The 12,877-nt window shown below is 48.6% G+C and carries 11 protein-coding genes; 7 read left to right on the forward strand and 4 right to left on the reverse strand.

Annotated elements, in window-relative coordinates:
* Positions 1–7 precede the first annotated feature (7 nt).
* Genes hisC through hisG form a run of 3 tightly spaced genes read right to left on the reverse strand, consistent with a single transcriptional unit; the run spans position 8 to position 3,270 of the window.
* Positions 8–1,060 carry a histidinol-phosphate transaminase gene (gene hisC, locus PY479_RS13580; protein WP_275484101.1) on the reverse strand — a complete coding sequence of 351 codons (1,053 nt, stop codon included), beginning with the start codon at positions 1,058–1,060 and terminating at the stop codon, positions 8–10.
* Positions 1,057–2,364 carry a histidinol dehydrogenase gene (gene hisD, locus PY479_RS13585; RefSeq protein WP_275484102.1) on the reverse strand — a complete coding sequence of 436 codons (1,308 nt, stop codon included), beginning with the start codon at positions 2,362–2,364 and terminating at the stop codon, positions 1,057–1,059. The genes hisC and hisD overlap by 4 nt, the downstream gene beginning before the upstream one ends.
* A 6-nt stretch (positions 2,365–2,370) precedes the next feature.
* Entirely contained in the window at positions 2,371–3,270 is a 900-nt protein-coding gene (gene hisG / locus PY479_RS13590) for an ATP phosphoribosyltransferase (protein WP_212593590.1), read from the reverse strand.
* A gap of 382 nt (positions 3,271–3,652) precedes the next feature.
* Between hisG and PY479_RS13595 the strand changes: the two genes are divergently transcribed.
* Positions 3,653–5,620 carry an ATP-dependent DNA helicase gene (locus PY479_RS13595; protein WP_275484107.1) on the forward strand — a complete coding sequence of 656 codons (1,968 nt, stop codon included), beginning with the start codon at positions 3,653–3,655 and terminating at the stop codon, positions 5,618–5,620.
* Between the two features lie 119 nt (positions 5,621–5,739).
* Here the strand turns inward: PY479_RS13595 and hemB are convergent, their stop codons facing one another.
* The gene (gene hemB, locus PY479_RS13600) at positions 5,740–6,765 is read right to left on the reverse strand and encodes a porphobilinogen synthase (protein WP_212593589.1); all 1,026 of its coding nucleotides are present in this window, start codon (positions 6,763–6,765) and stop codon (positions 5,740–5,742) included.
* Positions 6,766–7,080: 315 nt separating this feature from the next.
* Between hemB and tsaB the strand changes: the two genes are divergently transcribed.
* The 6 genes from tsaB to rnd all read left to right on the forward strand — a co-directional run bounded on the left by tsaB (position 7,081) and on the right by rnd (position 12,789).
* On the forward strand, positions 7,081–7,794 hold the full coding sequence (gene tsaB, locus PY479_RS13605) for a tRNA (adenosine(37)-N6)-threonylcarbamoyltransferase complex dimerization subunit type 1 TsaB (RefSeq protein ID WP_275484103.1): 714 nt from the start codon (positions 7,081–7,083) through the stop codon (positions 7,792–7,794).
* 35 nt (positions 7,795–7,829) lie between these two features.
* Entirely contained in the window at positions 7,830–8,129 is a 300-nt protein-coding gene (locus PY479_RS13610; RefSeq protein WP_212593587.1) for a hypothetical protein, read from the forward strand.
* Positions 8,116–8,838: a M50 family metallopeptidase gene (locus PY479_RS13615; protein WP_275484104.1), complete on the forward strand. Its 723-nt coding sequence runs from the start codon at positions 8,116–8,118 to the stop codon at positions 8,836–8,838. Before PY479_RS13610 ends, PY479_RS13615 begins: the two co-directional genes overlap by 14 nt.
* Positions 8,839–8,857: 19 nt before the next feature.
* Positions 8,858–9,745 (forward strand): alpha/beta hydrolase, encoded by an 888-nt coding sequence (locus tag PY479_RS13620; protein WP_275484105.1) that lies wholly within the window; start codon positions 8,858–8,860, stop codon positions 9,743–9,745.
* A gap of 193 nt (positions 9,746–9,938) precedes the next feature.
* Positions 9,939–11,612: a long-chain-fatty-acid--CoA ligase FadD gene (gene fadD, locus PY479_RS13625; RefSeq protein WP_212593584.1), complete on the forward strand. Its 1,674-nt coding sequence runs from the start codon at positions 9,939–9,941 to the stop codon at positions 11,610–11,612.
* 67 nt (positions 11,613–11,679) lie between these two features.
* Complete coding sequence (rnd, locus tag PY479_RS13630) at positions 11,680–12,789, forward strand: ribonuclease D (RefSeq protein WP_275484106.1); 1,110 nt, start codon at positions 11,680–11,682, stop codon at positions 12,787–12,789.
* The last annotated feature ends 88 nt before the right edge of the window (positions 12,790–12,877 follow it).

Consider the following 12,877-nt stretch of genomic DNA (forward strand, 5'->3'; position numbering starts at 1 on the left):
GGGTCGGTTAGTTTAGTATTTTTTTCAATGCTGCAATGATTAAGTCAGTCTCGCGTTCATCGCTATAACTAAAGCGAATGGCATCTACCAATCGAGGATCTTTGTAAGCTCTGGCAACGATGCCAGCATCCTTTAGTCCCTGGGCCACGCTCTGGATATCATCAAAATATGCCAGCACAAAGTTCGCCCCAGTGGGCAGCACTTTAGCCCCCAGTTGTTCCAGACAATCGGCTAAACGTTGTCCTTGCTGGATCAGCAACTGCACATCGGCACGCATATTGTCCAATCCCGCTTCACTAAGGGCGCGTTCCGCAAGCACTGAAACGGGTAAAGGTACGGGATATGGCGCAATCACTAGCATGATCATGGCGACAACATCTGCTGATGCCAGCGTAAAACCGCAACGCGCACCGGCCAATGCAAAAGCTTTCGAAAGTGTACGTAAGATCACCAGATTAGGGTACTTATCCAGCAGTGCTACCACTGAGTATTCTGGACTGAACTCAATATACGCTTCATCAACTACGACTAGCTGCTCGGGTAACGTTTGCAGCACACTTTCAATCTTTTCGGGGCGGATTAGCGTTCCGGTCGGGTTATTCGGGTTGCAGATAAACACCAGCTTGCAACCTTTAACCGCACTGAGATCGTCGGGCAAACCGTACTCCGGCGTCAGCGACATTGATACCACCCCTACATTAAAAGTACGGGCGCTGATACTATACATGCCATATGTGGGACCGAATAAGGCAATGCTGTCTTTACCGGGAATGCAGAAGGTTCGGATAAGCAGCTCAATTGCTTCGTCCGCGCCACGACTGCACACAACGTGCTTGCTATCGATGCCGACATAGCGGCTGTAGGCGGCAATCAATGCGGGTGGCTGACACTCTGGGTAACGGTTTAATCTTGGTAAATCTGTTCGATTAAATGGACTTTCATTGGCATTGATCCAGATATCGCCTCGACCACCGATGCGGCGTGCACTTTGATAAGGCTCAAGGTCTAAAAGTTCAGGACGAGCCAGTCGCTGTGCCAGATTTAACGTCGCCTCACTCATCGTACTTCTCCATCCGCGTTAAGGGTTGCCAGGCGTAACGCCACTGCATTTTTGTGGGCATCTAATTGTTCGGCAGCTGCGAGAGTCATTACTGTATCACCTAATCCTTGCAGCCCTTGTGCAGAAAGTTCCTGTACGGTGAAACGGCGACAGAAGTCCGCTAACGATAAGCTGGAAACTGTTCGACTATAGCCATAGGTGGGTAACACGTGATTAGTGCCGCTGGCGTAATCACCGACAGACTCTGGCGTATAGGGGCCGACAAACACTGAACCGGCGGCACGAATACGCTTGAGTATTTCTCGGGGTTGCTGTGTTTGCAGGATCAAGTGTTCCGGGCCATAACGGTTTGATACCTCTGCCGCCTGCTGCATATCGCTAACGAGCAGTGTTCGGCTGCAAAACAGCGCCTTCCGGGCGATTTCAGCGCGCGGCAACGTTGCCAACTGACGTTCAACCTCTTGTGCGACTGCGGTTGCTACTGCTTGACTATCAGTCACCAGCATTACCTGCGAGTCTGGGCCGTGTTCAGCCTGTGACAGCAAGTCTGCGGCAATAAACACTGGATTGGCCTTGGCATCGGCAATGACTAATACCTCGGATGGACCCGCAGGCATATCAATGCTGACACAGGCTTGGTTGTCCCGAGAAACTTGGCTTTTGGCTTCAGTCACATAACGGTTGCCCGGACCAAAAATCTTGTCCACCGGAGTAATTGATTCGGTACCAAATGCCAGTGCAGCAATCGCCTGGGCACCGCCAACCTGGTAGATTTCATTCACGCCGCAGGCAGTGGCAGCGTACACGATGGCATCATTGATCGGTGGCGGGCTTACCAGCACCCGACGCTCGCAACCGGCGATACTGGCAGGCAACGCCAGCATCATTACTGTCGATATCAGTGGCGCACTGCCACCGGGAATATACAGGCCGACGGCTTCAATCGCTTCAGTGTGGAGTTCACAACGGATCCCGGCTTGGGTATCCAGTGCAATCGTGGCGGGTTTCTGCGCTTCATGAAAGCGACGGATATTGGCCATTGCGACTTGGATAGCCGCTTTCAACTCATCACTGACACGCGCAGAGGCCGTAAGGATCTCTGCATCGGATAAGCGGATATTTTGGATCTCGGCCTTGTCAAAACGGCGGCTGTAATCACGCAGGGCGGCATCACCATTTTTGCGAACATTTGCAATGATGTCGGCAACTTGCTGCTCGAGTGCATTATCACCGACCAGTGGCGAACGCTTTAACGCTGCGGCTTTGGCGTCTGCATCAAGCTGGTTCCAGTTGAGGGTTTGCATAATTTATTACCCCATCATTTTTTCAATCGGCATTACCAGAATGGAACTGGCACCCAACGAGGTCAACTGCTCCATGGTGTCCCAGAACAGATCTTCACTGCTAACAGCATGCACTGCCACGCGGGAGGTGTCGTTTTTCAACGGCAGTACCGTTGGATTTTCGGCGCCAGGTAATAACGCGACAATTTGTTCCAGGGCATCGACGGGAGCGTGCAACAGAATGTATTTGCTGCCACGCGCTCGGATCACGCCGTTAATGCGACTCAAAAGGGTATCAATTAACTGCTGCTTTTCGTCAGACTGTGGTTGTTGTGATTGAATGATACAGGCCATTGAACGGTAAATGACCTCGGTTTCGTACAGACCATTAGCTTCCAAAGTGGCACCTGTCGACACGAGATCACAGATACCATCAGCCAGTCCGGCACGAGGTGCCACTTCTACCGAGCCTTTTAACAGACAACTCCGAAAATTTATGCCCTTATTCTGCATAAAGCGGCGAAGCAGGTTAGGGTAGGAGGTTGCGATACGCAATCCTTCCAATGAATACGCGTCCTGATAGGTGAACTCTTTAGGGACCGCCAACGATAAGCGACAACCGCCGAAATCCAATTGTTTTAACTTCTGGTATTCTGATGGCATTCCCAAGCTTTGGCGTTCAATCTCTTCTTCTTCAAGAACGTTTTCACCAATGATGCCAAGATCCACCACCCCATCCATGACCAGTCCAGGAATATCATCGTCGCGTACACGCAACAGATCGATAGGCATATTATCGGCGTGAGCAATCAACCGTTGTTCATTAACATTGAACTTAACACCGCATTTTTTCAGCAGTTTCTGAGATTCTTCGGACAAACGTCCGGATTTCTGTATGGCAATTCTTAATCGGTTTGATGCAGTCATTCTGGCTATTTCCTGATTGTTGATTCAAAAATTTTAACGTTTAAAACGAAACACCCCCGGAATTCCTTCCGGGGGTGTTAAGTCGTTTGAATCAACCGCCAGAAGGAATAGCACCTTCGGCAGTCAGCTCCGAAGGCTACCGCTTATGATGGTGATGGTGGATAGCAGTCTGGAGCTGTTTCATTAATTCAATCCTAATTCGGTTCTGTTTGACACACCGGCATAAAGGGCATGTCATGATGGGCTTTAAACTAATCCCTTTGTTTGCCATTTGCAACCATTAATTCACGTTTTTTTAAATTGCATCATCATGCACTCCAAGTTTTGCAGCATTAACACGGATATGGTGGATAGACTTGCTGAATTGGGTGGTTCGGGGATAATGCACCCTTATGCCGTTAGCAATGTTCGGAGCCAGATCATTAGCCGTTTGCTTAAAGAAGTCATATTGGCTTTTTCCCCAGAAGGCGCCTTAGCACAAGGGATTAAAGGATATAAACCTCGGCCCCAGCAGCTAACTATGGCGCAAGCGGTTGCTGACACCCTTGACAGCCCTAAAGGTAAACTGGTTTTGGAAGCAGGGACTGGCGTGGGCAAAACCTTCGGCTATTTAATTCCTGCATTGCTCTCTGGTAAGCAGGTGATTGTGTCCACCGGCAGTAAGAATCTGCAGGAGCAATTGTTCTATAAAGATATTCCGGCGCTTTTGAGGATGTTGGATATCGCCCCGAAAGTGGCGTTGCTAAAAGGCCGCAATAACTATCTGTGTCAACTCGGATTGCAACAGCAACTGGATGGCGCCCAAAGTCTTGAGGCACAAACGCTGGACGATCTGTTGCGGGTGCAACAATGGGCGACTGCCAGCGTTGATGGGGATTTAGGCATGATTGCCACAGTTTCTGAGCAGTCGCCGGCACTGGGATTAGTCGCCTCCACCCGTGAAACCTGTATTGGCAAACGTTGTGAATTTTATGAGCAGTGTTTTACCCGTAACGCCCGATTAAAAACCTTAGACGCTAAAATCATCGTGATTAATCACCATCTGTTTTTTGCTGATTGGGTGTTAAAAGATACCGGGTTTGCTGAGTTACTCCCCAAAGCAGACATGCTGGTGTTTGACGAAGCGCACCAACTGCCAGATATTGCTGTAAGTTATTTTGGTCAACAGTTGTCTTTGGGGGCAATGGAACGACTGTTGGGCCGTATAGAAGATGTGTATCTCAATGAACTACGTGATACTGGTCAACTCGGAGAACTGGCACGTCGCTGTATGAGTCGTTTAACCGATTGGGTTCAGGAGTGTTTGCAGACAGCGCAGAGTGACTGGCGCGTGTTACTTGCCGATAAAAACATTGCAGGGCGTAGCTGGCAGTTACTGGAAGAGTTTCAGGCGTTGCAACGGCTATTGTTAGCGCACGTTGGCCGCAGTGAGCTGTTAGATGATTGTTTTGAAAAGTGGCTGGAGTATCTTACTAAGTTAAAGCAATTCCTTGATTGTGATAATCCCAGTGCAGCCTATTCGTTGGAATTAACCGGACGTCTGCCGTTACTACGAATGGCTCCGATTGATGTCACTCGGGAATGCCAACAACTATTTAATGCTGATTGCCGCTGGGTGTTTACATCGGCAACGCTGCAGGTGAATCGTGAATTACGACATTTTGCTGTTGGTTTGGGATTGCAAGATTGCCGCGAGATGATCCTTGATAGCCCCTTTGACTACCAGCGACAGGCATTATTCTGTGTGCCAAGACAACTGGCAGATGTGCGCAGCGACTCCGATTATCAGCTGCAGCGACTGGTCAGTATCTGCTTAGAGGCGATATCTGCCGCGAAGGGACGTACGTTTATTCTGTTTACCAGCCATCGGATGTTGGAGCGTGTGGCGTTAGAACTTCGCGGGCGCTGTAATTTTCCGTTACTGGTGCAAGGCAGTGCCGGTAAACAGAGTTTACTGAAAAAATTCCGACAACTTGGTAATGCGGTATTGCTGGGCACTGGCAGTTTCTGGGAAGGGGTAGATGTCCGCGGTCATCTGCTGTCCTGCGTGATTATCGATAAGCTGCCGTTTGTATCGCCGGATGATAATCTTTATCGTGCTCGTGCTGCTGAACTGCACCGGCGCGGTGGTGATCCATTTAATGATATTTCTCTGCCTCAGGCGGTGATTGCATTGAAGCAGGGCTTTGGTCGTTTAATCCGTGATGAACACGACCGCGGAGTGTTGATCCTATGCGATAACCGTATTGTCAATCGGCCGTATGGCAGTGCATTTTTGAATTCGCTGCCACCGACGGCGAGAACCCGAGATCTTGCCAAGGCGATGAAATTTCTGCACGAGATAAAATAACTAGCAATCAGCGGGATACTTGTGCGTGTTCACTAAATGATGCTGCGGTTATGAAAGATCATCCAAGCCAAAGAGGAGGCATTGGCCTCCTCTTTTACGAGCATTAATTGATTAATAATTTAAGCGTTTTTATCAGCCGCTAGCCATTCAGCAAACTGTTTGGTGTAATAGCTGACAATCAGGCTGGCCCCGGCACGTTTGAAACCGATAAAGCTTTCAGTGACCACGGCACGTTCATCCAGTGCACCTGCCAATGCGGCAAACTTGATCCCAGCGTATTCACCACCCACATGATAAGCCGCCAATGGCAGATCCGTGCGGTCACGTAAGCGAGCCAGTACGTCCAGGTATGGTGTCCCGGGTTTTACCATCAGGATATCGGCGCCTTCTTCTTCATCCAGCAGCGCTTCCACCATGGCTTGGCGACCGTCGGCACAATCCAACTGATAACCTTTGCGGTTGCCCTTCAGCTCACTGGCCACGGCTTCACGGAATGGACCGTAAAATGCGGAAGCAAATTTTGCTGAGTGAGCGAGAATGGACACGTTTTCATAACCTGCAGCGTCCAGGCCATCACGCATGGCGCGGATCTGACCATCCATCATGGCTGATGGGGCCAGCATATCGGCACCTGCTTTGGCAGCACAGATCGCCTGTTTTACCAGATTTTCAACGGTGGCATCGTTGCACACGTGTACATCATCATGAATGTGTTCAATCACGCCGCAATGGCCATGATCTGTGTATTCACAGAAACAGATATCAGGAATGACGATCATTTCTGGTGCAGTCTGCTTAATGGTGCGCACCATGCGTGCTAGCAAACCTTCATCATTCCAAGTGTCGCTACCCACGGCATCCTTATGATGAGAGATCCCGAAAGGCATTACATATTTAACACCCAGCTTTTGCAGTTCCTTAATTTCTTGTTCCAACATGGTTTCCGGGAAACGGCTGATGCCAGGCAGTGTACGGATTTCAACTGGAGCAGAAATGCCTTCTTCAATAAAAATCGGATGGATCAGGTCGTCCAGAGAAATAAAGTTTTCCCGGACCATAGCACGCATAGCTTCAGAAGTACGCAGACGGCGCAAGCGACGTAGCGGGGTTTTGAAAGTATGAGTGTGATTACATTGATCAGACATGAAAATTCCTTTGTTTGCTGATGAGGCTTGTCACTATGGCAAACGATATTATCCAAAGTTCGCCAATCGCCCCGGAAAATTAGCCAGAGCATAACTGTTAGACAGTTAATGATACTTTGAAACATATCACGAAACATCCGGTGATAGCTGTGGCAGGTCAATGTATATGCGCAATTTGTGAACTATATAGTCAGCGCGTCGGGCTTAAGCCGGTTTTATGGCCTGTTAAACTTGGCTTATCGGGGATTGGTGGTATGATCGCCGCCGTTAAAAATCAGCTGGCATGATTGGATGTCCGGCAGTCGAGGTCAATAGATGAATGCTAATCAAACGTTGCCAGCAGTGATTCTGGCGCTGGATACCTGTACTGAACTGTGTTCTGCCGCGTTGTTGTGGCCAGAAGGTCGTGAGTCAGTTGCAGAAGATGCCCCAAGAGAACACAGCCAACGTTTGCTCCCGATGATTGATGGTTTGCTGACCCACGCAAAGTTATCCATGGCGGATGTAGGTCTCATCGCTTATGGTCGTGGGCCTGGCAGTTTTACCGGCATTCGTATTTGTACTTCTATGACTCAGGGACTGGCATTAGCACGGGATATTCCGGTTGTTGGTATCTCAACGTTGGCAGCGATGGCACAGAAGGCCATTGAAACAGCTAATGCGCGTTATGTTATCAGTGCGATTGATGCTCGCATGGGGGAGATCTATTGGGGGTGTTTTGAAGCTCAGGAAGGACTAGCGGTGTTGATTGGTGCGGAGCAAGTTACCGCTCCTGAAGCGTTGGTGTCGCCATTTAATGATGCTGCGTCGGTATTTGCCTGTGGTAGCGGTTTTGAAACCTATCCGGATCTTATTCTTAACATCGATAACTTGACCTTATTGGAAAGCGTGAAATATCCTGATGCGAGTGCCATGCTTACCCTGGCTGTTCACGAATGGTATAGCGGTAACGCAACCGCTGTCGATGAACTGGCTCCTGTATATTTGCGAGATACGGTTGCCTGGAAGAAACTGCCTGGAAGGGCATAATTCTATTGAATAAAAGGTAAATTGGCGGTGCAGCCATGAGTATTCAGTCTGTTTCACTGAACAACACGCCCGATCTGTCGCAGGCTGTCGCCAGTAATCGACCGGTATCTCAACCTCGTGAAAAAATCGTCAATCCCGCTGCATCTTCGTCCGCAATAGAAACGTCAGCTGTTGATATTGACCACGATTTGGTCGATGCCAAATATCAAGCAAAAGTGGAATATGAACAGGATACATCGGCCAGCTCTAGTGCCATTTCCACCTATCTTTTGACTCAGTACGCCGAACAGCGCGATAGTATTGCGCAGATGGTTGGCGTTGATGTTTATGCCTGAGACGCAGTTAGTTGAATCTTCTGGGCGCTTAGTCCCCGGCAAGAAACAGTTTTTTGTCGAATTACTGTTGGCATTGGTGCTGTCCCGTTTGCCTTATATATCTTTGCCCTTCCATTGGTTGGAAAGTTATTTCCATGAATTGTCTCATGGGATAGCCGCGATTATTTCTGGTGGTGTGGTAAGTCATATTCGATTATTTCCGGATGGGTCAGGCCTGTGTTTTAGTCAGGGTGGCTGGCCGGTGTTAATCGGTTTTAGTGGTTATACCGGCGCTGCGCTCTGGGGGGCATTACTGTTTCTGATGTCCTGTCTGCGAAGCGGTATCCGTCAAAGTTATTTGGCACTGGGTATTGTCGTTTTGCTGACATTACTGTTATGGGCGAGAGATATTCTGAGCATTGCCATTATGGCGAGCTTGGCGGTGTTGTTTTTACTGCCACTTAAGCTGACATATAACACCTTATTACGTGGCAGTCTGCGCTTGGTTGCCTTGATTGTCATGCTCAATGCTCTCGCCAGTCCGGCCGTTTTATTGGGACTCGGTCAGCGTGGGGATGCTTCATTGCTGGCGGATTTGACCATGATCCCGTCAGTTATCTGGGTGATGCTGTGGTTCGCTGTTGGTCTGGGGGCATTTTATTTATGCTGGCGTGTGATTGTTTTTAATGCGCCGAGGAAAGTTAACAGCGCCAAAACATCGGGAAATTAAAGGATCGTCTGACAATACCATGGAATTATGGCAGTCTTCGGGCCCTGAAAATGGGGTCATTGACCTGGATGGCCAGATGATCGCCGCCAGATATTGGGGATGTGGTGACAAGCCCTTATTGATTGCATTACATGGTTGGTTAGATAACGCTAACAGTTTTGCACCATTGGCTCAGCAGCTACAGGCAAATTACCGCATATTGGCGATTGATTGGCCGGGTCATGGTTTATCACCTTGGCGTCCTGGATGTTATCCATTGCACTGGGTGGATTATCTTTATGACTTGCATCGTCTGCTAAATGTGGTGGCCAAACAGCAAGCGGTAACTTTGGTCGGCCATTCATTAGGCGGCATTGTGGCAAGTGCTTATGCTGCGACCTTCCCCGAACGGATTAACGCTCTAGTGTTAATAGAAGCGTTGGCTCCGTTGTTTGAAGACATTTCCCGCCTCCATGCGCGAATGCGTAAAAGTTTTTCACAGACTCAGCAAAAAGCGGCTGAAGCACGTCATTATTGTGATCTAGAAAAAGCTGTTGATGCTCGGCATCGGCTTACTGGCTTAGCGCCAAACTGGTGTCGCTTAATTCTTGAGCGTAATACGGCAGAGGATGTTTATGGTCGCTATTGGCGTACAGATCCGCGGTTACGGACTGATTCTCCACAGCGCCTAAGCTTTACTCAAGTTGAACAGTTAATGCGTGGAATTGCGGTGCCGTCACTGTTACTGACGGGCACCCAAGGGTATGCTTCGCTTGCGGAGTTACTCCCCCAAATTAGCCCTTGGTATCTGGATTTGACTAAAGTGCAATTGACCGGAAATCATCATTTGCATATGGAAAATTCAGCTAAAGTTGCCTTAGTCATCAATGACTTCCTTGATGATTGTAAAAGCGTGACCGGGGGCTAGGCAAACCCTAAAAAGTGTGTGATGATGATCAAAATTCAAACGCTTGTATGATTTTGCGTTTGCCGAGTGGAAAAATTCAAAGTCGAGCTGACTTTGATTTCAGATAATAAGAATTTAACTCAGTGTATGCCCTTTATGGGCCTTAACGACAACAGTGATGTTGCGTGCTGATGCTGGATGTTAGGAGAGATTTGTGGATCAACCCTGGATTAATAGCTTACCCGCTGACGTCCCTGCAGAGATAGACGCAGGTCAGTTTAAGTCATTGCTAGAGATGTTTGAAACGACAGTAAATCGATTTGCTGATCAATCTGCATTCGTCAACATGGGGGCTAATCTGACATTCCGTAAGCTTGAGGAGCGCAGCCGCGCGTTTGCTGCGTATTTGCAGAATGAACTCAAATTAAAAAAAGGCGATAAAGTCGCGATTATGATGCCAAACTTGCTGCAATATCCAATTGCCATTTTTGGCATATTGCGGGCGGGTTTGGTGGTGGTCAACGTTAATCCTTTATATACCCCCAGAGAATTAAAACACCAATTGGTAGACAGCGAAGCCAAAGCGATTGTGGTGGTGTCTAATTTTGCCAATACCCTAGAGCAAGTGGTAGCTCAAACACCGGTAAAGCACGTCATCATCAGTGGTATCGGTGATTTATTGGGCGTACCAAAACGTACTTTAGTGAATTTTGTCGTGAAGTATATCAAGCATATGGTCCCCAAATATTCACTACCCGGTGCGATATCGATGCGTAAAGCCTTACGCGTGGGGAAGCATCAGCAATATATAAAGCCGGTGATTGAAAGTCATGATATTGCATTTCTGCAATATACCGGGGGGACGACAGGGGTCTCTAAAGGGGCAATGCTGAGTCACGGTAATGTGGTCGCCAACGTCTTACAGGCTAACGGCGCTTACTCGCCATTATTGACTGATGGCATAGAAAAGGTGGTTACCGCGTTGCCGCTATATCATATATTCGCCCTGACGGTTAACCTGTTCTTGTTTATGCATAAAGGGGCACAAAACCTACTGATCACCAACCCGCGCGATATTCCTGGCTTTATTGCCGAGCTGAAAAAGTTTCCGTTTACAGCACTGACGGGTGTGAACACCTTGTTTAATGCACTGCTGAACAACGCTGAATTCGCCACATTGGATTTTTCACGATTGAAGCTGAGCGTCGGCGGCGGTATGGCGGTACAGCGCGCAGTGGCAGAAAAGTGGCAGAAACTGACTAAAACCAAATTGCTGGAAGGATATGGTCTGACCGAAGCATCGCCAGTCGTTGCAGGTACGCCTTACAACCTCGAAGGCTATAACGGATCTATTGGCTTACCCATGCCATCTACCCAGATTGAAGTGCGTGACAGCGATGGCCACCCGTTGCCGCAAGGGCAAGCCGGTGAGCTTTTTGCGAAGGGACCACAGGTGATGGTGGGCTACTGGAAGCGTCCTGAAGAAACGGCCAAGGTTATCGATAAGGATGGCTGGCTCGCGACCGGTGACATCGGTTATATGGATCCTCAAGGCTTTTTCTATTTGGTAGACCGTAAGAAGGACATGATCCTGGTTTCTGGCTTCAATGTGTTTCCCAATGAAGTTGAAGAGGTGGTGGTAATGCATCCTGGGGTTCTTGAGGTTGCAGCAGTAGGTGTCTCACATCCTATAAGTGGCGAACAGGTGAAGATTTTTGTGGTGGCGAAAGATAAGTCGCTTACTAAAGAAGCGTTAATTCAACATTGTCGTCAGCATTTAACGGGCTATAAGGTGCCGAAACTGGTAGAATTCCGCGATGAATTGCCAAAAACCAATGTGGGAAAAATCCTGCGCAGGGAACTCCGGGACGAAGCGAAAAGCGCCTGAGTATCTAAAAAAGCCGGCATCAGCCGGTTTTTTTATAGCTGTTGCAGAGGATTCCCGGGAGTAAGATTTGCAAGATTATCTGTATGTTGATAGCAGCACTGCGCTGGCACCAGTGCTGAAGCAGTATCGGCAAAGTGAGTTGCTGGTATTGGACACCGAGTTTGTGCGTACGCGTACTTATTATGCCCGCCTTGGGTTGATCCAGGCTTATGATGGCCACACTTTGACACTGATCGATCCGGTGGCGATAGAAGACCTATCCGGCTTTTGGGAATTACTCACAGCCCCTCACATTACCAAACTATTGCATTCCTGCAGCGAAGATTTAGAAGTATTTGCCCATGATGGTGGCATACAGCCTGCGCCTTTGTTGGATAGCCAAATTGCAGCAGGTCTTGCTGGGCAAGGACATGGACTCGGTTATGCTAAGCTGGTACAGCAATACCTCGGAGTGGAGCTGGATAAAGGGGAATCTCGTACCGACTGGATAAGCCGCCCGCTAACCCAGTCTCAGTTGGTTTATGCCGCTAATGACGTGCTTTACCTCTATCGGCTGTTCCCTGAGTTAAAACAGACACTGGAACAGCAGGGACGTTATCAATGGGCGTTAGAAGAAAGTGCCAGAATGACGGAAGGGCGGTTGACACCACCTGACCGGGAAACCGCCTATCTGAAAGTGAAAAACGCTTTCCAGTTGTCGACAATGGAACTAGCCGTACTTAAAGGGTTGGCCGCTTGGCGTCTGGATAAAGCGATGAAAAAAGATCTGGCGCTCGGATTTGTCATGAAAGATCACGCGTTGATTGCACTTGCCAAAAAGCAACCTCGGACGGTGAATGATGTGATGCGCCTGAAAGAACTGACAGATCAGGAAAAGCGCTTTCATGCTAAAGATGTTGCTAACATCATTGCAGATACTGACTACTCTCGATTACCCGATCCGGTGGATGTACTGGCGTTAAAGCCTGAATACAAAACCGCATTCAAAACGCTTAAGGGATGCCTTGAGCAGATCGCGCAGGAAGAAGACGTTCCATTAGAAATGTTGGGGTCCAAGCGTCATATCAATGAGTATCTGGGCTGGTTGTGGAACGCCAAACAAGGCGATAATCCATTGTTGTTACAAGGTTGGCGTGGCCAATTAGTAGCGGAAAAACTGCATAATTTAAAAGTTTAATCGGTCACATCTGTCTCGTCCTAATATAGGTTGACAGTTTTTAGGCCAGCTCCCGTAGCTGGCCTTTTCTATTGTGCACCTGATTGGG

Origin of the sequence: Shewanella sp. A32, from assembly GCF_029167175.1 — a bacterium.
Classification (GTDB): Bacteria; Pseudomonadota; Gammaproteobacteria; order Enterobacterales; family Shewanellaceae; genus Shewanella; species Shewanella yunxiaonensis.